Source organism: Quadrisphaera sp. RL12-1S (assembly GCF_014270065.1).
Classification (GTDB): Bacteria; Actinomycetota; Actinomycetes; order Actinomycetales; family Quadrisphaeraceae; genus Quadrisphaera.
This window is the reverse complement of the sequence record NZ_JACNME010000005.1, coordinates 226,820-253,333: the sequence shown is the minus strand read 5'-3', so window position 1 is coordinate 253,333 and position 26,514 is coordinate 226,820. Positions and strand designations below refer to the sequence as shown.

General features: G+C 74.2%; 26 protein-coding genes, 1 pseudogene and 1 riboswitch. Of the genes and pseudogenes, 17 read left to right on the top strand and 10 right to left on the bottom strand.

Features of this window, described 5'->3' with window-relative positions:
- Positions 1–93 precede the first annotated feature (93 nt).
- Both H7K62_RS12110 and H7K62_RS12105 read left to right on the top strand, forming a co-directional pair.
- Positions 94–1,467, top strand: coding sequence for a cytochrome P450 (locus H7K62_RS12110; protein WP_186718683.1), 1,374 nt, complete (start codon positions 94–96; stop codon positions 1,465–1,467).
- A gap of 46 nt (positions 1,468–1,513) precedes the next feature.
- The gene (locus H7K62_RS12105) at positions 1,514–2,380 is read left to right on the top strand and encodes a serine hydrolase domain-containing protein (RefSeq protein WP_186718441.1); all 867 of its coding nucleotides are present in this window, start codon (positions 1,514–1,516) and stop codon (positions 2,378–2,380) included.
- Between the two features lie 21 nt (positions 2,381–2,401).
- Here the strand turns inward: H7K62_RS12105 and H7K62_RS23885 are convergent, their stop codons facing one another.
- Entirely contained in the window at positions 2,402–3,148 is a 747-nt protein-coding gene (locus tag H7K62_RS23885) for a helix-turn-helix domain-containing protein (RefSeq protein WP_222437484.1), read from the bottom strand.
- Positions 3,149–3,253: 105 nt separating this feature from the next.
- Here H7K62_RS23885 and H7K62_RS12095 point away from each other — a divergent pair, with 105 nt between their 5' ends.
- Genes H7K62_RS12095 through H7K62_RS12075 form a run of 5 tightly spaced genes read left to right on the top strand, consistent with a single transcriptional unit; the run spans position 3,254 to position 8,169 of the window.
- Positions 3,254–4,315, top strand: coding sequence for an ABC transporter substrate-binding protein (locus tag H7K62_RS12095; protein ID WP_186718439.1), 1,062 nt, complete (start codon positions 3,254–3,256; stop codon positions 4,313–4,315).
- The gene (locus tag H7K62_RS12090) at positions 4,264–5,319 is read left to right on the top strand and encodes a FecCD family ABC transporter permease (protein ID WP_370591743.1); all 1,056 of its coding nucleotides are present in this window, start codon (positions 4,264–4,266) and stop codon (positions 5,317–5,319) included. The genes H7K62_RS12095 and H7K62_RS12090 overlap by 52 nt, the downstream gene beginning before the upstream one ends.
- Positions 5,316–6,389, top strand: a complete 1,074-nt coding sequence (locus H7K62_RS12085; RefSeq protein ID WP_186718437.1) for a FecCD family ABC transporter permease — start codon at positions 5,316–5,318, stop codon at positions 6,387–6,389. Before H7K62_RS12090 ends, H7K62_RS12085 begins: the two co-directional genes overlap by 4 nt.
- Complete coding sequence (locus H7K62_RS12080; protein WP_186718435.1) at positions 6,383–7,198, top strand: ABC transporter ATP-binding protein; 816 nt, start codon at positions 6,383–6,385, stop codon at positions 7,196–7,198. Before H7K62_RS12085 ends, H7K62_RS12080 begins: the two co-directional genes overlap by 7 nt.
- Entirely contained in the window at positions 7,195–8,169 is a 975-nt protein-coding gene (locus H7K62_RS12075) for an epimerase (protein WP_186718433.1), read from the top strand. The genes H7K62_RS12080 and H7K62_RS12075 overlap by 4 nt, the downstream gene beginning before the upstream one ends.
- Here H7K62_RS12075 and H7K62_RS12070 read toward each other — a convergent pair.
- From H7K62_RS12070 to H7K62_RS12055, 4 genes are all read right to left on the bottom strand, one after another.
- Positions 8,155–8,790 carry a hypothetical protein gene (locus H7K62_RS12070; protein ID WP_186718431.1) on the bottom strand — a complete coding sequence of 212 codons (636 nt, stop codon included), beginning with the start codon at positions 8,788–8,790 and terminating at the stop codon, positions 8,155–8,157. The two genes, H7K62_RS12075 and H7K62_RS12070, sit on opposite strands and share 15 nt — an antisense overlap.
- Positions 8,791–8,876: 86 nt before the next feature.
- Complete coding sequence (locus H7K62_RS12065) at positions 8,877–9,425, bottom strand: GNAT family N-acetyltransferase (protein WP_186718429.1); 549 nt, start codon at positions 9,423–9,425, stop codon at positions 8,877–8,879.
- A gap of 46 nt (positions 9,426–9,471) precedes the next feature.
- Positions 9,472–10,725, bottom strand: coding sequence for a phosphatidylserine decarboxylase family protein (locus H7K62_RS12060; RefSeq protein WP_186718427.1), 1,254 nt, complete (start codon positions 10,723–10,725; stop codon positions 9,472–9,474).
- Positions 10,726–10,787: 62 nt separating this feature from the next.
- A complete protein-coding gene (locus tag H7K62_RS12055) occupies positions 10,788–11,192 on the bottom strand; it encodes an MmyB family transcriptional regulator (RefSeq protein WP_186718425.1) in 405 nt (134 codons plus the stop codon).
- Between the two features lie 191 nt (positions 11,193–11,383).
- Here H7K62_RS12055 and H7K62_RS12050 point away from each other — a divergent pair, with 191 nt between their 5' ends.
- The 6 genes from H7K62_RS12050 (at position 11,384) to H7K62_RS12025 (ending at position 17,440) form a co-directional block, all read left to right on the top strand.
- A complete protein-coding gene (locus H7K62_RS12050; RefSeq protein WP_186718423.1) occupies positions 11,384–11,914 on the top strand; it encodes a WapI family immunity protein in 531 nt (176 codons plus the stop codon).
- A gap of 212 nt (positions 11,915–12,126) precedes the next feature.
- A complete protein-coding gene (locus H7K62_RS12045; RefSeq protein WP_186718421.1) occupies positions 12,127–13,107 on the top strand; it encodes a GNAT family N-acetyltransferase in 981 nt (326 codons plus the stop codon).
- Positions 13,108–13,392: 285 nt separating this feature from the next.
- Positions 13,393–13,501, top strand: a riboswitch (SAM riboswitch).
- Between the two features lie 62 nt (positions 13,502–13,563).
- Entirely contained in the window at positions 13,564–14,967 is a 1,404-nt protein-coding gene (locus tag H7K62_RS12040; protein ID WP_222437483.1) for an amino acid permease, read from the top strand.
- Positions 14,964–16,325, top strand: a complete 1,362-nt coding sequence (locus tag H7K62_RS12035) for an NtaA/DmoA family FMN-dependent monooxygenase (protein ID WP_186718416.1) — start codon at positions 14,964–14,966, stop codon at positions 16,323–16,325. Before H7K62_RS12040 ends, H7K62_RS12035 begins: the two co-directional genes overlap by 4 nt.
- A 199-nt stretch (positions 16,326–16,524) precedes the next feature.
- On the top strand, positions 16,525–16,845 hold the full coding sequence (locus tag H7K62_RS12030; RefSeq protein WP_186718415.1) for a hypothetical protein: 321 nt from the start codon (positions 16,525–16,527) through the stop codon (positions 16,843–16,845).
- A 16-nt stretch (positions 16,846–16,861) separates the two neighbouring features.
- Positions 16,862–17,440 (top strand): HAD family hydrolase, encoded by a 579-nt coding sequence (locus H7K62_RS12025; protein WP_222437482.1) that lies wholly within the window; start codon positions 16,862–16,864, stop codon positions 17,438–17,440.
- Here the strand turns inward: H7K62_RS12025 and H7K62_RS12020 are convergent.
- The 5 genes and pseudogenes from H7K62_RS12020 to H7K62_RS12005 all read right to left on the bottom strand — a co-directional run bounded on the left by H7K62_RS12020 (position 17,421) and on the right by H7K62_RS12005 (position 22,185).
- On the bottom strand, positions 17,421–17,687 hold the full coding sequence (locus tag H7K62_RS12020; RefSeq protein WP_222437481.1) for a hypothetical protein: 267 nt from the start codon (positions 17,685–17,687) through the stop codon (positions 17,421–17,423). The two genes, H7K62_RS12025 and H7K62_RS12020, sit on opposite strands and share 20 nt — an antisense overlap.
- Before the next feature lie 149 nt (positions 17,688–17,836).
- Positions 17,837–19,273, bottom strand: a complete 1,437-nt coding sequence (locus H7K62_RS12015) for a serine hydrolase domain-containing protein (RefSeq protein ID WP_222437480.1) — start codon at positions 19,271–19,273, stop codon at positions 17,837–17,839.
- 69 nt (positions 19,274–19,342) lie between these two features.
- The gene (locus tag H7K62_RS12010) at positions 19,343–20,197 is read right to left on the bottom strand and encodes a PHP domain-containing protein (protein ID WP_186718413.1); all 855 of its coding nucleotides are present in this window, start codon (positions 20,195–20,197) and stop codon (positions 19,343–19,345) included.
- 151 nt (positions 20,198–20,348) lie between these two features.
- Positions 20,349–20,477 (bottom strand): annotated as a pseudogene (locus H7K62_RS24450) (AAA family ATPase); the annotation flags it as partial.
- Positions 20,478–20,601: 124 nt separating this feature from the next.
- Positions 20,602–22,185 (bottom strand): methyl-accepting chemotaxis protein, encoded by a 1,584-nt coding sequence (locus H7K62_RS12005; RefSeq protein WP_186718672.1) that lies wholly within the window; start codon positions 22,183–22,185, stop codon positions 20,602–20,604.
- Positions 22,186–22,303: 118 nt separating this feature from the next.
- Here H7K62_RS12005 and H7K62_RS12000 point away from each other — a divergent pair, with 118 nt between their 5' ends.
- The 4 genes from H7K62_RS12000 (at position 22,304) to H7K62_RS11985 (ending at position 26,483) form a co-directional block, all read left to right on the top strand.
- Positions 22,304–23,035 carry a glycerophosphodiester phosphodiesterase gene (locus H7K62_RS12000; RefSeq protein ID WP_255480221.1) on the top strand — a complete coding sequence of 244 codons (732 nt, stop codon included), beginning with the start codon at positions 22,304–22,306 and terminating at the stop codon, positions 23,033–23,035.
- Positions 23,035–23,814, top strand: coding sequence for a phosphotransferase enzyme family protein (locus tag H7K62_RS11995; RefSeq protein ID WP_186718409.1), 780 nt, complete (start codon positions 23,035–23,037; stop codon positions 23,812–23,814). The genes H7K62_RS12000 and H7K62_RS11995 overlap by 1 nt, the downstream gene beginning before the upstream one ends.
- 303 nt (positions 23,815–24,117) lie before the next feature.
- Positions 24,118–25,533, top strand: a complete 1,416-nt coding sequence (locus H7K62_RS11990; RefSeq protein ID WP_186718407.1) for an ABC transporter substrate-binding protein — start codon at positions 24,118–24,120, stop codon at positions 25,531–25,533.
- A 131-nt stretch (positions 25,534–25,664) separates the two neighbouring features.
- Entirely contained in the window at positions 25,665–26,483 is an 819-nt protein-coding gene (locus tag H7K62_RS11985) for a carbohydrate ABC transporter permease (protein WP_222437479.1), read from the top strand.
- The last annotated feature ends 31 nt before the right edge of the window (positions 26,484–26,514 follow it).

Genomic DNA, 26,514 nt, shown 5'->3' with positions numbered 1-26,514 from the left:
TGCCTGGCAAACACCTGAGAAGACCGCCCGCGGCCGGGCGGGACCACGATCGGTTCGCGGGGACCGCCCCCGGGGTACACCGTGGGAGGGGTGATGCGCCGCGAGCCCTCAGCACGGACCGCCCGCCGTGGCCGGGTGCCCGCCGTCTCGGTGGCCGACGCGGCCCGCCTCGTGGGCGGGGTGCTGCTGCCCGTGGCGGCGCAGGGGGCGATCGTCCGCCGTCCGCGCGCTGTGGCCCTGGCGCACCGGCTCGACCTCGACGCCCGCGCCGTGCGGACCGTCCGCCGGCTGCGGGAGAGGCACGGGCCCGACCCGGTCCACCTGCGCCTGCCCGGCCTCTCCTTCGCCGTCCCGGTGGAACCCGAGGACGTGCGCCGCGTCCTCGACGGCGCCCCGGAGCCGTTCTCGCCGGCCTCCCCGGAGAAGCGGGGTGCGCTGGCGCACTTCCAGCCCCGCGGCGTGCTCATCAGCTCCCCAGCGGACCGGCGCGAGCGGCGCCCCTTCAACGAGTCGGTGCTCGACGCCGGGCAGCCGCTGCACCACCTCGCCGGGCCGTTCGCGGCGGCGGTGGCGCAGGAGGCGCAGCAGCTGGCGGACGAGGCGCGCTCCCAGGGGGCGCTCACCTGGCCGCTCCTCTCGCGCGCGTGGTGGCGGGCGGTGCGGCGGGTGACCCTCGGTGAGTCCGCCCGCGCCGACGAGCAGGTCACCGACGACCTGCTCGCCCTGCGCCGGCGCGCCAACTGGTCCGGCCTCGCGCCCGTGGACCGCCGCCGGCGCGAGCGGTTCCTGGGCCGGGTGCGCCACTACGTGGAGGCTGCCGAGCCGGGCAGCCTCGCCGCGCTGGTGGCCAGCACGCCCGCCGCGCCCGGTGTCGCACCGCACGAGCAGGTGCCGCAGTGGCTCTTCGCCTTCGACGCCGCGGCGTGGGCGTCCTCGCGGGCGCTGGAGCTGCTGGCCGCCCACCCGGACGTCGCCCGCCGCGTCCGCGAGGAGGCGCCGGCTCCGTCCACCGACCCGGCCGCGCCCGTGGCCCGGCGACCGGTGCTGCGCTCGGTGGTGCTGGAGTCGCTGCGCCTGTGGCCCACCACCCCCGCCCTCCTGCGCCAGACCACGACGACGACGAGCTGGCGCACCGGCGACCTGCCCGAGCGCACGGGCGTCCTCGTCTTCGCCCCCTTCTTCCACCGCGACGAGTCCCGGCTGCCGCAGGCGCACCGCCTGGCGCCGGAGCTGTGGCTCGACGCCGACGGCCAGGAGGACCCGCGCGGCGCCGTCGACTGGCCGCTGGTGCCCTTCAGCGCCGGGCCGGGGATGTGCCCGGGGCGCGGGGTGGTGCTGCTGACCACCAGCACGCTGCTCGCCGCCCTCGCCCAGCAGGAGTGGCGGCCCGCGGTGCCGCGCCTGCGGGCCGACCGGCCGCTGCCGGGCACCCTGGACCCGTTCGCGCTGCGGCTGCTGCCCGGCTGAGCCGGGCTGCCGGACTGGCTCACCGGCCGACTGGCAGGGTGGCGGCGTGGGCCGTGCCGAGACCGTGCTGGCCCGCGTCGTCGACGTCGTCGCCGAGCAGGGCTTCGCCGCCCACGCCGTGCACGTGCTGGTGGGGGACGAGTCGGCGGCCCACCGCTGGAGCGAGGACGTCCCCCGTGACGTCCACTCGGTGGCCAAGGGCGTGTGCGTGCTCGCCGCGGGCGCTGCCAGCGACGACGGGCTGTTCGACGTCGACGCCCCGGTCGCTCGCTACCTGCCGGACCTCGCGACCGGTGACGGCGTCGAGCACGCGACGACGCGCCACCTGCTCGGCATGGTCAGCGGCGTCGACGCGCCGTGGTCTCCGACGTGGACCACCGACGTCCCCGACGTGGCTGCCGCCTTCCTCGCCGGGCCCTCCCGCGGGCGGGTGTTCCAGTACTCGCCCGCCAGCACGTACACGGCCGTGCGGGCCCTGGCCGCGGTGGTCGGCGACGTGCACGCCTGGCTCGTGCCGCGGCTCTTCGAGCCGCTCGGCGTCGACGTCCCGGTCTGGGACCGCTGCCCCCTCGGCCACGTCAAGGCCGCCGAGGGGCTCCACCTGCGCTCCGGCGATCTGGCCCGCGTCGGGCAGCTGCTGCGCGACCGCGGCGCCTGGCGGGGGCACCAGCTCGTCTCGCCGGGCTGGGTCGACGCGATGCACACCGGCTGGACCGTTCGCGACGGCGCCGGCCCGGGGTACACCCACTGCGCGCTCGCCGGCTGGGGCGGTCCCGGCAGGGCGTGGCGCCTGCACGGCGCCCACGGCCAGGTGCTGCTGCTCCTCGACGACGCCGTGGTGACCGTCGTCGCCGACGACCACGCCGGCGCCGACCCGCTGCTGCGGCGCGTGGTGGAGCTGCTCGAGCGCTGACTCCCGGGGCCGCCGGGCCCCTCAGCGCGCGGGCCGCGCGGGGTGCAGCGAGACAGCGCTCGCGGCGTACTGGCTGGGCGTCATGCCGAAGCGGCCCTTGAACACGCGGCGGAAGGCGCTGCTGCTGGTGTAGCCCACGCGCTGGGCGACGGCGTCGGGCGCGGTCCGTGCGCGCAGCAGGCGAGCGGCGGTCTCCATGCGGTTGCGGATGCGCCACTCCCGCAGGGTCATGCCCGTCTCGGCGGCGAAGGACCGCTCCACGGTGCGGGCGGAGGCGTGCGCGACCTGGGCGAGCTCCTCCACGTCGCGCTCGTCACCGGGGTTGAACCGCAGCGCCTCGGCCACCGCGCGCGCAGGTCCCGACGCGGGCACGGGCAGGGCGCTGGACACGGCCGGTCCGGCCTCGAGCAGCGCCAGGACCTGCCTGGCGAGGTCGGCGCGCGGCCTGATGATGCTGTAGCTGGACTGCACGAAGGCCAGCAGGAGGGTGCTCAGGTCCTCGTCGACGGCGACGGTCGTCGGGCGCTCCAGGGTCTTGGCGGTGCTGCTGGTCGGGAAGAAGGTCGGCAGCAGCACAGCGCCGTCGTGCGTGGTGAAGGAGTGGCGCACGCCGGCCGGCACCCACAGGGCCCAGCCGGACCGCAGCTCCCTGCCCACCCCGTCGACGACGACGTCGGAGGTGCCGCGCACCTGCCACAGCAGCACGTGCTCGCCCTCCTCGCAGAGGTCCCGCAGGTGGACGGGGGGCACGTGGACGCGCGCGGACACGGTGGGGGTCGCTCCTCGGGGCAGGGTGGAAGGGCGGCGCGAACTGCGCGCTCGCCGTCGGGAACTGCACGCTAGCGCAGGTGAGGCTTGCCTAACCTCATCGTCATGATGTTCCGCTGGCCGCGCCGTCGTGCGACCGCCCTCTCCGCCCTGCCCGTCGTCCTGCTCGCCCTGGCGGGCTGCGCCACCAGCGACGCTGCCCCCGCCGCCGGCGGCAGCACCGGGCCCACCGCGAGCGCCGCGGCCGACGCGCTGCTGCCCGCTGCCGAGGGGACCACGCAGTACCCGCTGGTGCTGGACACCTGGGCCGGGCAGACCGAGCTGGCCGAGCGCCCCGAGCGGGTGGCGGTCATCGGCTTCTCGCCCAACCTCGACGCGCTGCAGGCCCTCGACGCCACCCCGGTCTACACGATGGGGGAGGAGACCGAGTGGCCCTGGCGCGACCAGGAGTGGCTCGCGAGCATCGAGACGGTCGACACCGCCACCCGCGAGGACCCGATCAGCTTCGAGGCGATCGCCGCCTCCGACCCCGACCTCATCGTCGCGGTGAACTACGTGGCCGACGAGGCCGACTTCGCGCGCCTGGCCTCCATCGCCCCGGTGCTGGAGAACGCCGAGCAGGTCAAGGGCGACCAGATCTCCTGGCAGCAGACCCAGCGGATGATCGGCGAGGCCCTCGACCTGTCCGCGGCGTCCGAGGAGGTCATCTCCGGTGCCGAGGCCGCCATCGCCCGCACCGCGGCTGAGCACCCGGAGCTCGCCGGCAAGACGCTCACCGCCGCGACGGACTACTCCGACACGGGCATCGCCTACTACACCGTCGCCGGCGGCACCGCCGAGCGCGTGGTCACCCAGCTCGGGTTCGCGCCCAACCCCCGGGCGCAGGCCTTCGTGGACGAGCCGTCGGTCTCCGACGAGCGCCTCGGCGAGCTGGACGCCGACGTGCTGGTGGTCTTCTACCTGGACGACGCGGTGCGCCAGGCGCGTGAGGGCAGCCCGCTCTTCCAGGGCGTGCCCGCCGTGGCGGACGGTCGCTACGTCTCCATCGCCACGGGTGAGCCGGGCAGCGAGCTCACCTGGGTGATGCGCCGCGGGGCGAGCGCGCTGAGCCTGCCGTGGGCGGTGGACGTCCTCGCCGACCGCGCGAGCGAGGTGGTCTCGTCCTGACCCGGTCCCTCCTGGGCAGGCGTCGCGCCGGCGCCGCGGCGGTCGTCGCGGCGCTGGCCCTCGCCGTCCTGCTGAGCCTCGCGGTCGGCGCGAACCCGCTGCCGTTGGGGCGCGTGTGGGAGGTGCTGACGCACCCGGACGGGTCGGAGGCGTCGGCGGTGGTCTGGACCGAGCGCTGGCCGCGCACCCTCGTGGGTGTCGCGGCCGGCGCCGCGTTCGGCGTGGCCGGGGCGCTGGTGCAGGCGCTGACCCGCAACCCGCTGGCCGACCCGGGCATCCTCGGCGTCAACGCCGGCGCGGGCCTGGCCGTCACGGTGGGCGTCGCCCTGCTCGGGTCGGCCACCACCGGCCAGTACGTCTGGTTCGCCTTCGCCGGGGCGGCCGCTGCGACGGTGCTGGTGCACCTCGTCGGCGCGGGCGGCCGGGCCGCTGCCTCGCCGGTGACGCTGGTGCTCGCCGGGGTGGCGCTGGGGGCGGTGCTGGGCGGCGTCGCGACGTTCCTCACGCTCATCGACCCCGAGGTCTTCCGCGCCGTGCGCAGCTGGGGGCTCGGCTCCCTGGCCCGCACGGACCTCGCCGACGTCGCGGCGGTCGCGCCGTTCCTGGCTCTGGGGCTGGTGGTGGCGCTGGCGCTCACGGGGGCGCTGAACTCCCTCGCGCTCGGAGAGGAGCGCGCCGCCTCCCTGGGCACGCGCGTGGGCCGCACCCGGGTGCTGGTCGTGGTGGCGGTGACGCTGCTGGCAGGCGGCGGCACGGCCCTGACGGGCGGGCTGTCGTTCGTGGGGCTGATGGTCCCGCACGCCGTCCGCTGGTTCACCGGACCCGACCAGCGGCGGGTGGTGGCCGGCTCGGCGCTGGCCGCCCCGGTGCTCGTGCTCCTGGCCGACGTGCTCGGGCGCGTCGTCGCCCGGCCCGGCGAGGTCCAGGTGGGCGTCCTCACCGCCGTCGTCGGTGCCCCGGTGCTCATCGCGCTGGCCCGGCGCCGCAGGGCGAGCGCGCTGTGAGCGTCGACTTCGGCCGCCCCTCGGTCGCGGTGAGGACCCGGTGGACCTCCGGGCGCCTCGACGTGCGCCTGTGGGCCGTCTCCGCCGCGCTGGGCGCCCTCGCCGTCGTCGTCGCCCTCCTCGCCCTGGGCGTGGGCGACTACCCGCTGGCCCCGGCCAGGGTCCTCGGCGCGCTGGGCGGTGCGCTCACCGGCGCTGACGGCGTCGAGCAGAGGATCGTCGTGGGCTGGCGCCTGCCGGTGGCGGTGGCCGCCGTCGTCCTCGGCGCCCTGCTCGGCCTGGGCGGCGCGGTGTTCCAGTCGCTGACGCGCAACCCGCTCGGCTCACCTGACGTCATCGGCTTCGACGCCGGCGCGTACACCGCCGTCGTCGTGACCGTCCTCGTGGTGGGCGCCACCGGGTACTGGACCACCGCCGCGGCCGCCCTCGCGGGCGGGCTGGCGACGGCGGCGCTCGTCTACGTGCTGGCCCACCGCGGCGGCGTCGGCGGGTTCCGCCTCGTGGTGGTGGGCATCGGCGTCTCCGCCGTGCTCGGGTCGGTGAACGGCTACCTCATCACCCGCGCCGACGTGGAGGACGCCATGACCGTCGGCTTCTGGGGCGCCGGGTCGCTGGCCCGCCTCACCTGGGCCTCGGTGCTCCCCGCGCTGGCGCTCGCGGCCGGCGTCGCGCTGGCCTGCGCCGCGCTCGCCCCGGCGCTGCGGCGGCTGGAGGTGGGCGACGACGCCGCCGTCGCGCTCGGCACGCGCGTCGGGCCAGCGCGGCTCGGCCTGCTGGTGGTCGGGGTCGCGGCGACGGCCCTGGTCACCGCGGCCGCAGGGCCCATCGGGTTCGTGGCGCTGGCCGCGCCGCAGGTCGCCCGGCGGCTCACGCGCTCGCCCGGGGTCAGCCCGCTGGCCGCCGCGGCGACCGGTGCCGCGCTGCTGTCGTGCGCGCACCTCGCCTCGCTCGGCGTCGCCCAGGTCTTCCGACCGGTGCCGGTCGGGCTCATCACCGTCTGCCTCGGAGGCGCCTACATGATCGGACTGCTCGTGCGCGAGGCACGCCGACGCGGCGGTGCCCTGTGGTGACCACCCCGCCGTCCCTGGCCACCGAGGCCGTCACGCTCGGCTACGGCGAGCGCACCACCAGCAGCGACCTGACCCTGGCGGTCCCGACGGGCTCCTTCACGGCGGTGGTCGGCGCCAACGGCTGCGGCAAGTCCACCCTGCTGCGCGCGCTCGCCCGCGTGCTGCGCCCCACCGCCGGAGCCGTGCTGCTCGACGGGCGCGCCGTCGACCGCCTGCCCACCCGGCAGGTGGCCCGCCAGCTGGGCCTCCTCCCGCAGGGGTCGGTGGCGCCCGAGGGCATCACCGTGGCCGAGCTGGTGGCGCGCGGCCGCGCCCCGCACCAGGGGCTGCTGCAGCAGTGGCGCAGCGCTGACGAGGACGCGGTCGCGGCGGCCCTGGCCGCCTGCCGCCTCACGGAGGTGTCCGGCCGGCGCGTGGACGAGCTCTCCGGCGGGCAGCGCCAGCGCGCGTGGGTGGCGGTGCTGCTGGCGCAGGAGACCCCCGTGCTGCTGCTCGACGAACCGACCACCCACCTCGACATCGCCCACCAGTACGAGCTCATGGACCTCTTCGCGACCCTCCACCGCGAGGGGCGCACCGTGGTGGCAGTGCTGCACGACCTCGCCCAGGCCGCCCGCTACGCCGACCACCTCGTGGCCATGAAGGGCGGGCGCGTGGTCGCCGCCGGCGCCCCGACCGACCTCGTCACCGCCGAGCTCGTCGAGGAGGTGTTCGGGCTGCGCTGCCTCGTGGCGCCCGACCCCGTCACCGGCACACCGTGCGTCTACCCGCTGCAGCCCGCGGCCGCCGTCGCTACCGTCCGTCCATGAAGATCGTCGTCCCAGGCGGCACGGGGCAGGTCGGCGGGATCCTGCGGCGGGCGCTCGCAGCGCGCGGTGACGAGGTCGTCGTCCTGAGCCGGCGCCCGGAGGTGCTCGAGCCCGGGGTCCGGCACGTGGTCTGGGACGGGCGGACCCTCGGGGCGTGGGCGGCAGAGCTGGAGGGCGCCGACGCGGTCGTCAACCTCGCCGGGCGCACCGTCAGCTGCCGCTACACCGACACGAACCTGCGGCAGATGATGGACTCCCGGGTCGACTCGACGCGCGTGGTGGGCGAGGCGATCGCTGCCGCGGCCGAGCCTCCCCGGGTGTGGCTGCAGATGAGCACCGCGACCGTCTACGCCGACGCGCGCACCCGTCCGCAGGGCCCCGCGCACGACGAGGCCACCGGCCAGATCGGCGGCGACGAGCCGGACGTGCCGCTGTACTGGGAGTACAGCGTGCGGATCGCCCGCCGCTGGGAGACCGCCCAGGTCGAGGCGCCGACGCCGGGAACGCGGAAGGTCCAGCTGCGCACGGCGATGGTCATGACGCCCGACCGCGGCGGCATCTTCGACTACCTGTCGTGGATGGCGCGGCTCGGCCTCGGCGGCCCCGTCGACGGTGGCGGGCAGTTCGTCTCCTGGATCCACGGCGAGGACTTCGTCCGGGCCGTGGAGCTGCTGCTGGAGCGCGACGACGTCGAGGGGCCCGTCAACCTCGCAGCCCCCGAGCCGCTGCCGCAGCGGCAGTTCATGCGCGTGCTGCGGCGGGCGTGGGGGCAGCCGGTCGGCCTGCCGGCCACCCGGCTCATGGCCGAGGTGGGAGCCCTCGTGCTGCGCACCGACACCGAGCTGCTCCTCAAGAGCCGCCGCGTGGTGCCGGGCCGGCTCCTCGACCTCGGGCTCGCGTTCGAGCACCCCACGTGGCAGACCGTGGCCCGCGACCTCGTGGCGCGACGGCGGGTGTCAGCGCCAGCGTGACCGGCGCAGCTCTCGCACGAGGACCTCGATGCTGCGGCGCGTCCCAGCGTCCAGCGGCTCCACGGGGTCTGAGGACGACGAGCGCGCCGCTGCCTCGGTCGCCGCGCGCTGCGCCAGCTCCTCGCTGAGCAGGTCCGCTGCCAGCAGCGCGTCGAGCAGCGCCCGCTTCGCCGGTGGGCGCGCGGCACCGTCCGGGAGCCGGACGGCGCTGACCTCGAAGGCGTCCAGGTCGTCGAGCTCGCCCTGCGCCGCCGGGGAGCGCAGCAGCGCGCCGACGCGTCCGCGCTCCGGGTCGGGGTCGTCGAGGTGCGCCCACGCGCGGACCCGGGGGTCGAGGGGCGTCGTCCCCGCGTGCACCACGCGGCCGCTGGGGAGGTGCACCCAGGCGTAGAGCCACGGCCCGGTGGAGGCCACCTCGCCGGCGACGACGTAGAAGCGCAGCGCTTCCGGCTCGCGGCGCAGCGCTGCCGCCAGCGACGTCCACCACGGCGCGAGCCGCCGCGCGAACCACTGGTGCTCCCTCCGCTGCCGCTCCAGCACGTGCGCCGGAAAGTCCGGCGTCGTGCCGTCACGCACGTCCTTGCTCGACGAGGCGGCGAGCTCCGCCGACACCTGCGCCATGCGCCGCCGGCCGCGCCGGGTCCACCTCAGCCGCCGGTGGGGGACGCCCGGTCCCCACCACTCCGACCCTCGCCGCACGTCTGCCCTCAGCCCTGCGCGAGGTCACGCCGGTAGCGGACCTCCACCAGCTCGACCCCCCCGATCTCCTCGGTCGTGCGCGAGCCCGGCGAGGTGTCGAGCACCCACCCCTGCCGCTCGTAGAACCGGCGCCCGCGCACGTTGCGCTCCAGCGCCCACAGGGTCGCCGTCTGGAAGCCGCGCTCGACGAGGCGCCGCAGCACGACCCTGTGGGACGCGTAGCCCGCTCCCGTGCCCCAGGCGTCGGGGTCGGCGTAGAGGGCGTAGACCTCACCGGTGCCTCCTGGTGCGCCGCCGTCTCGGCTGGGTCCACAGCTGCAGAAGGAGAGCACCCGGCCGTCGTCGTCCACGGCGACCGCCACGTCTGCCCCGCCGTCGAGCCACCCCGCCCACGTCGTCGTCCTGCGCTCGCGCGACTCCGGAGAGGACAGGCCGGCGAGGAAGGCCTCCGGCAGCAGGTCCCGGTAGCCGGCCTGCCAGCCCCGCACGTGCACGTGGGCGATGCCCGCAGCGTCGTCGACGGTCGCGGGCCTGACGGTGGCGCCAGGCGAGCTCATGCAGGGGACGGTACTGATCTCCACCCGCTCGAGGGGTCGGTGCCCGTCAGCGGGCGGCGGTGGCGATCTGCGAGCGCACGTGCACCAGCGGGGCCTGCGGGTCGTGGGGGCGGGGCAGCGCCTGCAGGGCGAACCCCTCGATCGCCCCGGGGCGGAACACCAGGCAGTGCGTAGAACCGCCGTACTGGAACATGCCCAGGTCGTCCCCCTTGGCGAGGTGGTGCCCGGGGGTGACGGCGGGGTCGATGAGGCACGAGGACACCTCGAACATGCCGATCCCCACGAACGCCATCTGGCCGATCGCCGGGTCGTCGGCGTCGATGACGATGATCGCCCGGGTCGCCACGTGCGCGAGGTAGGCCTGGGAGTTCTGGGGCTCGGTGGCGTCGCTGCCCTCGGAGTCCGCCTCGGAGTAGTACGTGCCGGGCTGCACGAACGCCCGCACCACCGTGCCGCTCACGGGCGCGTGCCAGCGGTGGTAGTCCGTGGCGGACAGGAAGGCCTGGTAGACCGTCCCGCCGACGAGCTCGTCGACCACGGGGTCGCCGGCCAGCAGGTCGTGCAGGGAGTACGGCTGCTCCTTCACCCAGAACTCGTCCTCGCGGGCCACGTCGGCGCGGATGGCGTACGGCGTCGACTCGCACGCGCTGACGATGACCGCGTCGTCGTCGGGGGAGGCCACGGGGCGCTGCCCCTCGCGGAAGCGGCGGGTGAAGAAGTCGTTCCACGACGCGAAGCCCCAGTGCTCGTCGTCCGGGTCGTGCACGAACTGCTCGATGCCGATCGCCTCGCGGGCCGCCTCGCTCTTCCACCCGCCGGGGGCGTCGGCGATGACGTAGCGCGAGTCCGGGCCGTCGAGGAACTCCTTCCAGGCGTTGAGGAGCGTGCGCAGCTCGGCGTTGACCGTCGGGTCGCGGTACAGGGCGTAGCCGGCAGGGGTGGCGGTGGTCCAGTCGAGCACCCCGCCCAGCGGCAGCATCACCATCGAGTCGGCGTCGAACTCCGGCGCGCTGCTGAGCACCACGCTGATGGAGCGCAGCAGGTCGTCCACGCTGTGCAGGTGCCGCTCGCGGTAGTCACGGGTGGTCGGCACCTGCTCGACCATGCGCTGCACCTCCATCCGCACCACCGGGTTCCGGGAGATGAAGTCGGCGAGCTCCTGCACGGCGGGGTGCAGCGGGGCGTCGCCCGCCGCCTCGACCCGCTGGCGGTGCCCGTGCAGCCACGCCTCCAGGGCCTCCTGCTGGGACGGGAGCCAGCCCGCGTGGCGGGTGGTGTTGACGCTGTGCTCAGAGGCCACGTCCGGGAACGTAGGACGCCCGGCCCGGCTCCGCTCGTCTGGGCGCTCGCTGTGCGGTGCTCCTACCGGACGCAGCCCCAGCTCGGGCGGTGGAAGACGCGCTCGCGGGTGACGAGCCCGCCGACGTCGTGCCGGCCCCACCCGTCGGCGAACTCCGGCCAGCGGTCAGCCGTGCGCGCACCCCGGGGTCGGTGAGGACGAGGCGCAGAGGTTGCGGCGCTCCGGCGAGCTCCGGGCGATGCCGGGTACAGCTGCTCCTGGTCGGCGTTCCACCCGACGACGTTCCAGTGCCCGTCCAGGGCGAAGGCGGGGCTGTCGCGCAGGGCGTCGAGCAGGCGCTGCAGGGCGGCGGCTCCGCCGTCGTCGTCCTGAGCTGCTGCGGAGGACGACGACGAGGGTGGCAGCCCGGCGAGGGAGCGCACGTACCGCAGCGCCGCAGCGCCGCAGCGGCCAGCGGCGACGAGCACAGCGGACCGCACTGCTTCGCTTCGCTGTCGTCTGTCTCCGTGCACGTCTCGGCACGCCGGCCATCGAGGCCGCTGTCCGTCGCAGATGGGATCGCTCACCGCGCGTCCTCGGTGTGCCCGGCTTGTGCTCCATGCCGCTGTCCGACTCACTCGGACGCCGAGCCGCAGCATCGCCACGACAGACTCATCACGTGCGACTTGGCGAACCCGGCGGCGACGTCCTCGACCTCCAAGTGGTCGGCTACGAGTTCGCCTTGCGCGAGCTGGGGACCGAGCTTGATGAGTGGGACGTCAACTGGCTCGTGATCGCCGGGCGCGTGCAGCTGGCCGATGGCAGGACGTGGCGGTTCCGCGATCCGGCGCTGCTCGCCGGCGAAGCCGCGGAGCTGCTGAGTTGGCTACAGGACGACGTGCGCCTGTCGCCGCCTATGGTCGCTGACGTCGTCGGCACTTCAGGCAGCGACTGGCCGCGGGAAGCCGACGCAACGGGTAGGCACTGGCTGTCCTTCATCGAGCCGACCCTGGCCTTCGCGACGGTCCGAGATGAGGGTGAGGCGCGCTTGTTGGTCGGCTTGGCGCTGGAGTGTGCCGAGCCGGCCGTGGACGAGGCGGCGGACGAGCCTGGCTGGTCAGTGATAAGTGTGCCCTGGTCGTACGAGACGGCTCAGCGTGCTGCTGTGGAGTGGGCGCGACAAGTACAGGCCTACCCGCCGCGCGCGTAGGCATTGCGCTCCCACAGGTGCGGGATCCTGTGCAGCCGACCGCTGCCTAGCCAACGTTGCACCGACCACCACTCACCGCAGGCCACGGTGCTTCGAGTCCCGGCCGGGTAGTGGGGGCCCCGTCCGCAGCCATCCTCCTGAGCTGCTGTCACATTGCGGCCTCGGTGTTCCCTCGCTCGCCCCATTGCGCGCAGCTGCGGGAGGATCTCCGGGTGGGAGCCGAGGACGGAGCGTTGTGGTTGCGCGCTTGGGAACCCGCTGACGCCCCCGTCGTCGCCGGCCTGCTTGACCTCGACGCCGACCCACTGTGGGTTGCTCAGTGCCACGCGCTGCACGGGCCACCGCGCGACGGCGAGCGATGGCGCCGCACGCTGGTCGCCGTCATGGGGGATCGGGACGGGAGGGTCGTGGGGGCGGCGACCGTGGCGCGCAACTGGGTCCACCCGGGCCAGTACTCCTGCGCAGTCGACGTCCACCGCGCCTGGCGCCGCCAGGGGGTTGGGCGACGGCTGCTGGACGGCGTACGCGAGGTGCGGCCCGAGACACTGCCGCTCATGAGCAAGCTGCGCCCGTCGAACGCTGCGGCCATGGGATTCCTCGCCGCGGCCGGAGGTGGCGTTCGCCAGCGCAGCCCAGGGCAGGTTGTCGACGTTGATGATCATCGCGTGCTCGCCTGGGCCGAGCGGCACAGGGCAGCAGCGGCGCACAGCGGTTTCCCTGGATTGCAGACCGAGTCACTGGACAGGCTGGACGCCGAGCAGCTGGCGCAGGCCTTCGCCGAGCAGTACCTGTGGGTGCACGCTTCGTGGTCGCCGGTCCCGACCGGGGCACCTCGGCGCGCGCTGGAATCGGTCGCCGCCGCGACAGCGGCGGAAGCGGACCGGGGGTGCAGCTCAGGAGTCTGGTGGAACGGTCGCCTCATCGCGATGGTGCTGGTCTTCCCAGCTGAGGTCGGGTGGGAGGTCGTCGCGGAGACGGTGGTGCGTGATGTCGCGGCGGCCGGCGTCCCGCCTCAGCTGACTGGGGTGGATGTGCTGCGCGGTGCCTTGGCTCGGACCATTGCTGAGGTCGCCGGTCGGGGCGGGGGCCTGCTCGAGCTGGACGGTCACGTGGACGACCCCCACCTGCAGTCTGCGCTCGACGGACTGCCGCTTGCGCAGCTCCGACCGTTGCTGCTGGTGCAAGCCCCGTGAGCTGACACGGGCCGACCTGGCCCATGTCAGCTTCAGGCTTGCGCACGATCTCGCGCCAAGGCGTCTCACCCACGACCACTGACCGAACACCCTGCCCCATGTCGCTACGAGCGCCGTGACGTCGAGTGACCGAGTCTCAGACGCCCTGTTCGGTGGTCGTCTCGCCCAGGGCGCGGTGAACGAGACCGGTGATGGCCGCGCACCTCGCCCTCGGCGCAAGGCGGTGACCGGACACGCCCATCCGTCTTTGACGGGTCAGTCAGTCTCCTCCTAGAGTCCGGTCCCGGTCATGAGCGGCAGCCTCAGGCCCTGGCTGGCTGCCCAGCAACCCTCGTCCGCGTGGGGTGCTCCAGGTGAAGACCCGGCCGCGCAGAGCGCGCGGCAAGAGCGGACCTGCGAGGAGACGTCATGGCGCACGCGCCTGCCCGAGCGAGCACCTCTGCCAGCACGAGCACCGTGCCGGAGGCAGCGGACCTGCACCGCGGCCTGAAGACCCGGCACCTGGTGATGATCGCCCTCGGCGGCGTCATCGGGTCCGGGCTGTTCATCTCGTCGGGCTACACGATCTACCAGGCGGGTCCACTGGGCGCCGTCATCGCGTACGTCATCGGCGCCCTCGTGGCGTGGCAGCTCATGACGTGCCTCGGAGAGCTGGCCGTGCAGATGCCGGAGTCCGGTGGCTTCCACGTCTACGCCCACCGCATCCTCGGGCCCGGCACGGGCTTCACGACGGCGTGGCTGTACTGGCTGTGCTGGGTGGCCGCCATCGGCTCGGAGCTGACCGCGTCGGGCCTGCTCATGCAGCGCTGGTTCCCCGGGGTGCCGGTCTGGGTGTGGTGCGCGGTGTTCGCGGCGCTGCTGCTGGCGGTCAACCTCGCGCCGGTGCGCCTGTACGGGGACACCGAGAGCCTGCTCGCGGGCGTCAAGGTGACCGCCGTCGTCGTCTTCATCGTGGTGGGGGCGCTCGCGATCGTCGGGATCAGCGCCTCCGGGGCGCCCGCACCGCTGCTGTCGAACTTCGTCACGCCCGACGGGCTGCTGCCCGCCGGCATCGGCGGCGTGCTGGTGGCGGTGCTCGCGGTGTTCTACGCCTTCTCCGGCACCGAGCTCATCGCCATCGCCGCGGGCGAGACCGACGACCCGGCCCGCGTGGTCCCCAAGGCCGTCCGCACCACGATGGTCAGGCTGGTCGTCTTCTTCATCGGCGCGATCGTCGTCATGGCCGCGCTCGTGCCGTACGCGCAGCTGGGCAGCGCCGACGAGTCCGTCGAGAGCAGCCCGTTCGTCACCGTCTTCGCCGCCTCCGGCATCCCGTACGCCGCTGACGTCATCGCCGTCGTCATCATCACCGCGCTCATGTCCGCCGGGGTGTCCGGGCTGTACGCCTGCTCCCGGCTGCTGCGCTCGCTGGCCCTCGCCGGTGACCTGCCGAAGGCCTTCGCCCGCACCGACCGGCGGGGCATCCCCGCGCTGGCGGTGGTCGTCAGCCTCGCCGGTGGCCTGGTGTCGCTGGTGAGCTCGTACGTCGCGGCGGGCACCGTGTACGTGGTCCTCGTGTCGGTCGCGGGCTTCGCCGTGGTGGCGGTGTGGGCGGTCATCGCGCTCGCGCAGCTCGTGCAGCGCCGGCGTCTACGGGCGGCCGGGGTCGACCCGGCCTCCCTGCCGTACCACTCGCGCTGGTACCCGTTCGCGCCGCTGTTCGTGCTGGTGGCGTGCGCCGTCTCGGTCGTCGCGTCCCTGTTCGACGGGGCGCAGCGGACCGCGACGATCATCGGCGTCGTCTTCACCGCCGCCTGCTACCTCGTGCACCGCCTGCGCCGCGGTGCGTCCTCGTCCAGCGCAGAGAAGGTCCCCGCATGAGCAAGCCCCTCGTCGTCGCCCTCTACGAGCAGGCCAGCGTCGGCTGCGGCGGCGCCCCCGGCCTGTGGACCCACCCCGCCGACGACCGCGTGGGCGTCAACAGCCTCGACCGCTGGCGCCACGTGGCCACCACGTCGCAGCAGGCGGGGCTGCACGCCCTCTTCCTCGCCGACGTGCTCGGCCTCTACGACGTGTACGAGGGCTCCCTCGACGCCGCCGTGGGGGAGGCCGTCGAGGCCCCCGCCAACGACCCCTTCGCCTACGTGCCCGCGCTCGCCGAGGTGGCGCGCGACCTCGCCTTCGTGGTGACGGCCTCCACCACCTACGAGCACCCGTTCTCCCTGGCCCGGCGCTTCGCCACGCTCGACCACCTCACCGGTGGCCGCACCGGCTGGAACGTCGTCACCAGCTACCTCGAGAGCGCCGCCCGCAGCTTCGGCCTGGACCAGCAGCTGGCCCACGCCGACCGGTACGGCCGCGCCGACGAGTTCCTCCACGTCACCCACCAGCTGTGGGAGGAGAGCTGGGACGACGACGCCGTGGTGGCCGACAAGGCCGGCGCCACCTGGGCCCGGCCGGGCTCCGTGCGGGCGCTGCACCACGACGGCGAGCACTTCCGCGTCCACGGCCCGGCGCTGACCTCACCGTCGCCGCAGCGCACGCCCACCCTGTTCCAGGCCGGCTGGTCGCCGCGCGGCAGGGAGTTCGGCGCCCGGCACGGCGAGGTGCTGCTGCTGCCCATGGCCGACCCGTTGAAGATCCGCTCTGGTCTCGACGACGTCCGGGCCCGCGCCGCTGCGCTCGGCCGGGACGCCGACGACCTGCGCGCCCTCGCCCTGGCTCGTGTGGTGGTCGGTCGGACCGAGGCTGAGGCGCAGGCCAAGTACGACGACCTGCAGAGCACCTACCGCCTGCGCGCCCAGCTGGTCTCCTACTCCGGCGACACCGGCATCGACATCTCCCGGTACGCCGACGACGAGCCGCTCAGCACCACCACCAACGGCCTGTCCAGCTACGTGCTCAAGGCCGGACCGGGCTCCCCGCCGCTGACCGCCGGCGAGGTGCGCCAGCGCTTCTCCTCGGTGGCGCGCGGCGGCGACCTCTTCTTCGTCGGCACCCCCGACCAGGTGGCCGACGCCATGGGCGAGCACGCCGCGGCGGCCAGCCTCGACGGCTACATCCTCAACCCGCTGCTCAGCCCCGGGACGCTGGAGGACTTCGCCGAGCTGGCCGTGCCGGCCCTGGCCGCGCGGGGCCTGTACGACCCGGCCGTGAAGACCGGCACGCTGCGCTCGCGGATCTTCGGCGCCGGCCGCGACCGCCTGCCGGCGACCTACCCGGCGCTGCGGCCGCGCTGAGCTGTGGCGGTCCCGCAGCTGACCTCGGTCAGGTGCGGATGCGCCGGTCCAGCACCACCTCGACGCAACTGACCTCGGTCAGTCCCGGGACTGACCGAGGTCAGCCGCCGCGCCAGGTGACCAGCCTGGTCGGCGCCCGGACCCGGGAGGCCCCCGCAGGTCTTCACCTCGGGCCCTTGGCCGCAGGAAGATGCAGGGCGTGTCGTACGACGTCCTGCTGTTCCTGGCGCCCGACGAGCCCGAGCGCTGGGCCGCAGCCGTGGAGGGCCAGCTCACGGCGCTCGAGCAGCACCCCGGGGAGCCGGGGCTCGTCCTCGACGACTGCATCGAGCGGATCGCCGCGTCCCTGGCGGACGCGGTGTGGGCCGGGCCACCGCGCGGCGACACCACCGAGACGGCGGCGCTGCTGACCTTCGTCCCGGACGCGGCCGCCACCGTGCGGGACCTGCTGCAGGAGCTGGCGCCGACCCTGCGGCCCTTCGTCGCGCACGACCTGCAGGTGGACGACTTCCTCACCTGAGCCGATCATCAGTGCCGTGCGGTGCGAGGGCCTGCTCCTGGACGTCTACGGGACGGTCCTCCACGATGACGACGACGTGCTCGCGCCGATCTGCGCCCGCGTGGCCTTCCTCGCCCGCGAGACCCTCGCGGCGGCGGCGGAGGCCCTCGGCTCGCGACGCGCAGTCGAGGAGGCCGGCTCCCTCGTCGAGCGGCTGCACTCCTTCTGGCGGAGCCCACCCGCCTTCGCCGATGCCCTGGCGTTCCTGCGCGAGGTCCGCGTCCCCGTGTGCCTGGTGTCGAACATCGACACCGACGACCTGGTCGCCGCGCTCCTCGCACACGGCATCGAGGTGCAGGCCGTCGTCACGAGCGAGGACGCCCGCGCCTACAAGCCCCGACCGGAGCCCTTCGAGATGGGGCTGCGGGCGCTGGGCCTGGCGCCTCAGGATGTTCTGCACGTCGGTGACTCGCTGACCTCCGATGTCGCCGGCGCGGCCGCCCTCGGCATCCGCACGGTCTGGGTGGACCGCCGGGGCCGTGACCTGCCGGAGGGAGCCAGACCGACGCACACCGCGGCGCACCTGGGCGAGCTGCTCAGCCTCCTGGAGGTGTGAAGACCACGTCCGCCGCCTCGCGAGGCTGGAACCGGGCCGTGAAGTCCCCTTCCTTCGGGACCCACACCTCGTCCCACAGCCGCTCGTGGTCCCTGCCGAGCCGGATGTCACGGGCCTTGCCCTGCGCCGTCGCCGTGTCCAGCTCGACGTCCACCCACACCCGCACGTCGAGAGCGTCCAGCACGCCGGGGTGGAAAAGCCCGATGACGTCGACGACGACGACGGCCGCCGCGCACGCGCACCGCACCGGGAACCGCCTCGACGAGGGCCCGGGTCAGCGTCGACTTCCCGGCCCGCAGAAACCTGAGATCCCTACGACCAGCGGGGCCCGCTGCGCAGCGATGCGCTCGGCGAGCAGGCGCAGGGTCACCCGTCGGGCATCAGACGGGGTGTGCATCACGAGACGCCGCGCCGCGTCACCAGCGGATCCGTCACGTGGGCGAGGAGATCGGGGCTGGTCAGCGGAACGGTGTTCCACACCGCGGTGGCCGTCCCCCGTTCGGCGTCGACGGTGAGCCGCACGCGGTGCGGGCTCGTGATGACGAAGAGATCCGCGCTCCAGGTGCCGCCGTGCCACGCGCCGGAGGCGACCACCGGGCGCCCCAGAGGTGCGCTCTCGCTCCACCGGCCGTGCCCGACGAGCACCGTCGTGGACCGGCCGAGGCGCACCCCCCACCCGCTGCCCTCGGGGTGGATCTCCACGGTCGTCCCCTCCGTGAGCGCCGAGCCCCGTGGCGTGGCGTCGACCCCGGCGACGACGCTGCGCCCGTCCGGACCTGACCCGCAGGCCACGGGGAACGCCAGCTCAGCCAGACGGAGGTGCAGCGCCCGCTCGTCGTCGTCCTCGTGGTCGACGGGTGCGTCGAGCTGGGGGAGCAGGCAGTCGTGCACCGCGCCCGGCGCTGCTCCGCTCGGGCCGTCACCTGCGGTCATGGCGACGACGAGGTCGTGCTCGGGGTAGACCAGGCACAGCTGCTCGTAGGCCCCGTAGCCGCGGAAGCCGCTGCGAGACTTCCAGAACTGGTACCCGTACCCGCACCCGGAGTCGACCGCCAGCGGGTCCTCCGCTGGCTGCACCGTGGGCACCTGGCAGGAGGTCGCGGCTCGGATCCAGTCGGCGGCCACCAGCTCCTGCCCTCCCCAGCGTCCTTCCCGGAGCAGGAGCTCGCCGAACGCCGCCACGGCTTCCGTCGTCAGGTGCAGCCCGTGGAAGCCGAAAACCTCTCCGCTCTCGAGCCGGTCCCACTCGGCCCGTCTGACGCCCATCGGCCGGAACAGGCGCTGGTCCAGGAGCTCCGGGAGGGACGTTCCCGTGACCCGTTCCACCAGGCGCGCGAGCACGTAGGTCGTCGCGTTGTCGTACACGTGGCGGGAGCCGGGCTCCTCGTCGAAGGGCACACGGAGGAAACCGCGCGCGAGGTCTGCCGGCTCGAGGGCCCACGCATCCTCGAGGCTGTCCGCGGCATGACCGGCAGTCATCGTCAGGAGGTGGCGCACGGTGAGTCGCCGCGCTCGTGGGGAGGCTGCGGCCGGGACGCTGTCGGGCAGGAGGTCCACCACTCGGTCCTCCAGGTGGAGCAGCCCGTCCTGCACCGCGAGCCCCACCGCGGTGGCGGTGAAGGACTTGGTGAGCGAGTACAGGAGGTGGGGGCGCTCCGGTGCGTAGGGGGTCCACCAACCCTCAGCCACGACCCGCCCGCGGCGTACCACCACGAGCGAGTGGCACTCCACCCCCAGCTCCTCGAGCCGGTCGAGGAGCATGAGCACCGCCCTGGAGGGGACCCCCACGGCGGACGGCCGTGCCCGGGGGAGCAGTTCCGCGGCGCTCGACACCGAGGTGACCCTAGGGATCTGACGACCGGGCGTCACCCGGTTTCTCGAGCTCTCGGGGTCCTCGGCGCGTCAGGCGCGCCCCCACAGGGCGGTGGGGTCCGCCGCTGGCCGGAACCCGGCCGACGCCACCGCCTCGGCGACCTCCCGCCACCGCTGCGCCAGGTCGTCCGGCCGGTGCGCGTCGCTGCCGAACGAGACGGCCTGGCCGCCCGCCTCGCGCCACCAGCGCACCACCACCAGCTCCAGCGGGCGGGAGGTGTTGACCTCCAGCGCCCGGCCGGAGCCGGCGAGCACCGACAGGACGTGGCGGACCCGTTCCTCCAGCTCCGCCCACGGCACGGGGCCGGCGTCGGCGGGCCAGTACCGCAGCGGGTAGTCCAGGTGCCCGAGCACGTCGAACGGCGCGTCGCTGGCGGCCATCTCGGCCGCCTCGTCGAGGTAGGCGACGACGGTGCCGAGCACGCCCCGCTGCGCCAGGGCGCCGCGCATCTCCACCACCTGTCCGGGGTGGTCGAGGTCGGCCAGCGCGTGCAGCGAGCCGACCACGCGCTCGAAGCCCCAGCCCACCACCTCGGCGCAGGCGACGGGGTGGCGGTGTCCCTCGCTGAGCTCGACGCCCCAGCGGATCCGCAGGTCGGGGAACAGGTGCCGGCAGCGCTCGACCTCCTCGGCGTAGGCCTGCACCTGGAGCGGCTCGGACATGAAGCGGCCGTGCCCGTCCGTGCTCCCGCGGACGGTTCCCCTCCAGGCCCAGCCGCCCGGCGGCGCCTGCCAGGCACCCACGTCGAGGTGCTCGGTGAAGGAGACCGCCGGCAGCCCCAGCTCCACCGCCCGCGCGCAGGTGGCCTCCAGGTCGCCGTCGGCGGCGTCCCAGGAGAACTGCGAGTGCACGTGGTCGTCCGCCGGCCAGCCGCTGAGCGTCACCCCGCCGATCCTGGCAGCGGCGACCGCTCAGCGGGCGGGCACCAGCAGTGACGGCCAGCGCTGCGCCGCCCAGTGCTCCCACGACGCCCACGGTGCCGGCGCGCGCCTGCACGCGGCGCCACTGCTCCTCCCGCTCCACGGGCAGGTAGACGGACTTGCACCGCGCTCCCACACCGGCGGCGAGGTGGTGCAGCGCTGCGCGCTCGTCACGGCTCCACAGCCCGAAGTCGAGGACGTCGCGCCTGCCGCCGGCGTCGTGGTCTCCGAACAGCGGGATCATCCACTCGTCGGGGGTGAGGCGGAGCGCCCGGTGCCGGACGGCCAGCGACCTCGCCGTCGTCGTCTTGCTGACACCGGGCAGCCCGACCACGAGGTGCAGCTCCGCCACCGCACCGATCCTGCCCTCAGACGGTGAAGACCTTCATGAGCCGGTCCAGCTCCGCCGCGGCGTGGGAGACCCCGGCGGCCGTGGTCGCCACCTGGGAGGCGCCGGAGGACGACTGGTCCGCGGACGCGGCCACCCCGGAGATGTTCACGGCGATCTCGCGGCTGCCGCTGGAGACCTCCGCGACGCTGCGCACCACCTCGTCGGTGGTGGCCGACTGCTCCTCCACGGCCGCGGCGATGGTGCTCTGGATCTCGTCGATGCGGGAGATCACCGCGGTGATCTCAGCGATGGCGGCCACGGCGTGCTCGGTGTCGGCCTGCGTCGCCCCCACCCGAGCGGTGATCGAGTCGGTGGCCTCGGCGGTCTGGCGGGCGAGGTCCTTCACCTCGCCGGCCACCACCGCGAAGCCCTTGCCGGCCTCGCCGGCGCGGGCGGCCTCGATGGTGGCGTTGAGCGCCAGCAGGTTGGTCTGGCCGGCGATGGTGGTGATGAGCTTGACGACGTCGCCGATCTCACGGCTGGACGACGACAGGCGCTGCAGCGCCAGCGAGGCGCCCTCGACGGCGGTGACGGCGCTGGCGGCGGTGGTGGAGGCGTCCGCGGTGGAGCTGGCGATCTGCCGGACGGCCGCCCCCATCTGCTCCCCGGCCGCGGCGACCGTGCCGATGCTGGCCGAGATCTCCTCGGCGGCCGCGGAGACCACCTGCGACTGCGCGGACGACTCCTGCGCGCCGGTGGACAGCTGCGTGGCGGTGGCCGACAGCTCCTGGCTGACCGAGGTGAGGCCGGCGGCGGTGGAGACCACGTCGCGGATGGTGGTCCCCAGCGTGGCGACGGTGGCGTCCACGGCCTGGGCGAGCTGTCCGATCTCGTCGCGGGAGGTGGCACCCACCCGCTGGTCCAGGCGGCCGGCGGCGAGCCCCTGCACCACGGTCAGCGTGGCCGCTAGGGGCCTCGTCACGGAGCGGGCGACGGCGACGGCGACCACCACGGCGGCCACCACGCTGAGCACGCCGATGCCCAGCAGCAGGACCAGGGCCCTGCGGTACCGCTCCGCGCCCAGGGCTCCGGTGGCGGCGGCGTTGTCGGTCTCCGCCTTCTGCATGCGCGGCAGGACGCTGTCGATGCGGCCCTGCAGCGGCGTCAGGCCCGCGTCGCGCGCGGCCACGAACGCCGCCGGGCCGGCGGCTCCGGACGCGTCCAGCAGCGGCTGGCGCGCCGCGCGGTAGGCGGCGAGGTCGGTCTCGAAGGACTTCCGGTCGGCGGCGGTGGAGACCGGGGAGGTCTGCAGGTACACCTTCCAGGCGGCGTCCAGGGCGGCGTCCTGCTCCTGGACCCGCTGGCGGGCGGCTGTGGCGGCCAGGCCGTCCGCGGCCAGCGCCGTCGAGGCCAGGTCCAGCTGGGACTGGGCGAAGGCGCGGCGCACCTCGCCGATGCTCTGGACCCCCGGCACGACCACTCCCGACATCGACGACACGGTGGCCTCCGAGGTGCGCAGCTGGGTGATCCCGAGCCCGACGGCGGCGGCGAGCAGGAGGCACACGACGCCGAAGCCGGCGGCCAGCTTGTGCGCGATGCGGAGGTTGCGGAGGTGCTTCATCACGGGTGCACCCTCGACGGTGCGTGCCGTTCGCTTGAGCAACCTCCACCGGGACACCCCCAACGGGTGCCCCGCACCACCCCGGACGGCCGCACCGCGCGAGGATCGGGGTGTGGTCATGGTCTCGGCGCACCGCCCCGCGGACCTCGAGGCGGTCCGCGCGGCAGCCGCCCTCGGCGTCGACTTCGTCGAGCTGGACGTGCAGCGCTGCCGCGACGGCGTCCTCGTCCTCGCCCACGACGCGTGGGTCCTCGACGGCCGCCGGCGCGTCCTGCTCAGCGACCTCACCCACGCCGAGCTGGTGCGCCTACGGCCCCGGTCGACGACGACGGTGGCGGAGTGCCTGGAGGTGCTCGGCGGGCGCGCCCGGGCGCACGTCGACCTCAAGCTCACCTCCCCGCCCGAGCTGTACGCCCGGCCCGCCGACACCTGGGAGGTGGCCGCCGTCCGCCAGGTGGTGGAGGCGGTGGGGGACGGCCGGGCCGTCATCACCTCCGACGTGCCCGCCTCGGTGCGCGCGGTGCGCGCCTGGGCCCGCGCGCACGGCCACGAGGACCTGCTGGTCGGGCTCTCCCTGGGGGCCGACCCGCCCGCGCCGCTGTGGCGCCGGGGTCTGCGCCTGGCGGTCGAGCTGCTCGCGCCGGGTCGTCCCCTGCGCGCCTGCGACGCCACCCTCGTGGTGGCCAACAAGGCCCTGGCCCGGCTCACCGCGGCGCGCTGGGCCCGGCGCCACGACCTCCCGCTGCTGGTGTGGACCGTCGACGACGACCGTGAGCTGGTGCGCTGGCTGCGCTCCGGCGCCTGGCTGGTCGCCACGAACCGCCCCGCCCGCGCGCTGGCCCTGCGCTGATGGCGCACGACCCGCACGACCCGCACGACCGGTGCGAGGGCTGGGAGGCGCTGGCGGACTGGGGGCGCGACGCCGAGCTCCTCGAGCCCCTGACCGGAGGGGCCGCCAACCAGGTGCGGAGCGTGCGCGTGGGCGGCCGGCTGGCCGTGGCGCGCCTGGGCAGCCGCACCGACGCCGACCTGGCCTGGGAGACCGGGCTGGTGCTCCACCTCGACCGCGCCCTGGGCGGGGCGGGCCTCGCGCTGCCCGTCCCCGTCCCCACCGCGGACGGGCGCCTGTTCTCCCGCGGCCTGGTGGTGATGACCCGCGTCGAGGGCGAGCCACCGCAGGCGGAGGCCGACTGGAGGCGCGTGGCCGGTGCAGTCCGCCGGGTCCACGCCGCCACGCACGGGTGGCCGCAGCGCCCCTGGTGGCGCTCGTCCACCGACCTGCTGACCGCTGAGCGCGGTACGCGCACCGACCTCACCGCGATGCCCGCCGAGGGCGTGCGGCGCTGCCGCGCCGCGTGGGCCCGGCTGGCGGGCAGGCCGGTGTGCGTCGTCCACGGCGACCTCAACCCCGGCAACATCCGGCTCACGGCGCAGCGGGTCGGCCTGATCGACTGGGACGAGTCCCGCGTGGACGTCCCCGAGCTCGACCTCGCGCTCCCGCACGACGCCGCCGACCTGGGGCCCGACGCCCTCGACGCGGCAGCTCAGGCCAGCGCCGCCTGGGAGGCCGCGGTGTGCTGGGACGACGACTACGCCCGCAGCCGCCTCGCCGAGGTCCGCAGCCCGTGACGGCGGCGGTGCCCGCCTCGACGCGACGCCGGAGCGTCCTCAGCGCGTCGGAGCGGGCACCGCCCGGGGATGGCTCGTCCCGTGGCCAAGCCTCCCGCCACAGGCACCCGCGCCGCGCCTGCCGATGGGGTGAGACCAGTGCGCCCCCGTGGGGCCCGCCCCTCGGGGACGCGCGGTCCGCCAGCACCCCTCCCGGAGGGACGTTGACCTTGGTGGGTGACGCGTGTACGTTCACCTCAATCGTTTTAGGTATTCCTCAAATCGATTGAGGGGACCTGACGTGCTCAGAGAGGAGCACCGCCCATGGCGGGTCTGTGGAGCGGCGGCATCGACCGCCGGTCGTTCTTGAAGGCGGGCGCGTTCGGGGGTCTGACCGCCGCCGGCGCGACGTCCCTCGCGGCGTGCGGCTCCGGCGGCAGCGCCGGCTCCGGCGGCGGCGCGGACACCCTGAAGATGCTGCTCTTCGGTGACCAGAAGGCCGCCGACACCCTGCAGAAGAGCCTCGCCACCGCGGTGACGAAGCTCGACAAGAAGGTCACCATCGAGGTCACCGGCGTCACCGGTACCGACTGGAACGACTTCTTCGCCAAGGTCCTGACGCAGCTGGCCTCGGGCAATGCGCCGGACATCGTCTCGGTGGCTACCGAGGGCCTGCAGCTCATGGCCTCCAAGGGCGTGGCCGCACCCCTCGACGACTACGTCAAGCGCGACATGAGCCAGCTCAAGGACTACTTCTCCGACGTCCACCCGTCGCTGGTCGAAGCCATGATGTTCCAGGGCAGCCTCTTCGAGCTCCCCACGGACTTCAACGCGGGCAACATGTTCTACAGCACCGACCTCTACAAGAAGGCGGGCATCGCCGAGCCCACCGGCGACTGGACCCTGGACCAGTTCCAGTCCAACGCCACCGCCATCTCCAAGCTCGGCAGCGACATCAACGCCTTCGACTGGGTCGTCCGGCTGTGGGGCAGCTGGACGTCCTTCATGTACGCCAACAACGCCAACCTGCTCGAGGAGAGCAAGTACGACGGCGGCGACTGGCTGTGGAGCACCGCCTACGCCGGGAACTCGGCGGCGCAGGGCCGCGGCGGCGGCTGGAAGTGGGGCACCCCCACGGCCAACTCCGCGGGCACGGTCGAGGCGCTTGAGTACATGGTCGAGCTCAAGAAGGCCGCTCTCTCCCCCTCGCCCGACGTGGGTGGTGGGCAGACCCTGCAGGGCTTGTTCCAGTCCGGCCGGATCGGGATGGCCATCGGCGGCGGCTTCTGGGCCGGTGGCCTGCACAACGCAGGCATGGCCGACGGGTCCTTCAACGTGCAGCTCTTCCCCAAGTGGAAGTCGCAGCGCCACCTCTTCGGCACCGGCGGCTACGCCATCTTCGACAGCTCCAAGAAGAAGGACCTCGCCTGGGAGGTGCTCAAGCTCCTCGCCGCGCCGGAGAGCTTCGACATCCTCTTCCCCGGCAACGTCACCACCCCGGCCCGCAAGTCGCTCATGACCGCGGAGCGGTACGCGACCACGGGCCCGGCCAACTGGTCGGTCTTCTACGGCACGCTGACCGACCACCCCGACACGGCCCCGATCCCCGCGCCTCCGTACTACAACGCGATGGCGACGGCGCTCAACCAGCGCACCACCGAGGCGTTCTCCGGTGGCGACGCCAAGACCGCTCTCGACGGTCTCCAGGCGGATCTCGAGAAGGCGGCTGGAGCCAGCTGATGGCCGTCGCTTCCGATCCCGGAAGCGCGCTGATCAGCACCCTGGCGCGCCCGGCGACGCACGCATCGCGCCGCCGGGCACGCCGGGAGGCGCGCTTCGGCTATGCGATGATCTCTTTGTCGGTCCTGTTCGTGACTGTCTTCACGGGCCTGCCGATCCTGGCCTCGTTCGGGCTGTCCTTCTTCTCCTGGGACGTCATCAGCGACCCGCAGTTCGTCGGCGCGGACAACTACGTCCGCATGGCCGGCGACGCGGCCGTCCTGAGCTCCTTCAGGGTCACCATCCTCATGGCCATCTCGGTCGTGGTGCTCCAGCTCGCGCTCGGGCTTGGGCTGGCCGTGCTGGTGAACCAGCGCCGGTCCGACGTCGCGCGGACGTTCTTCCGGACGGCGTTCTACCTGCCACTGCTCGCCTCGACGGCAGCCGTCTCGATCTTCATGGGCTACATGTTCGACTACAAGTTCGGACTGATCAACTACTACCTGCAGCTGGTCGGCCTGAGCAGCGTGCCGTGGCTGACCTCCGGCTTCGGCGCCTTCGTCACCATCGTGCTCGTCGCGGTCTGGCAGCAGGTCGGCTTCACCTTCGTGCTCTTCGTGGCCGCGCTGATGTCCGTGCCCAAGGAGATCCTCGAGGCGGCGTCCATCGACGGCGCCAAGCCGTGGGCCACGCTCATCCGGATCAAGGTGCCGCTGATCTCCCCGACCATCCTCTTCGCGGGGGTGGTGGCGTTCATCAACGCCATGCAGCTGTTCGACCAGCCTTACATCATGACCAAGGGCGGGCCCGGGACGGCTACCACGACGACGACGATCGTCATGTACCAGAGCGCCTTCCAGAACCTGCAGTTCGGCTACGGCTCGGCGATCTCCATCATCCTGCTCCTGATGATCCTCGCGGTCACCGGGCTGCAGTTCCTCGCTGCCCGGAAGTGGGTGTTCTACCAGTGAGCCTGACCGCCCCGGCGAAGCCGTCGATCTC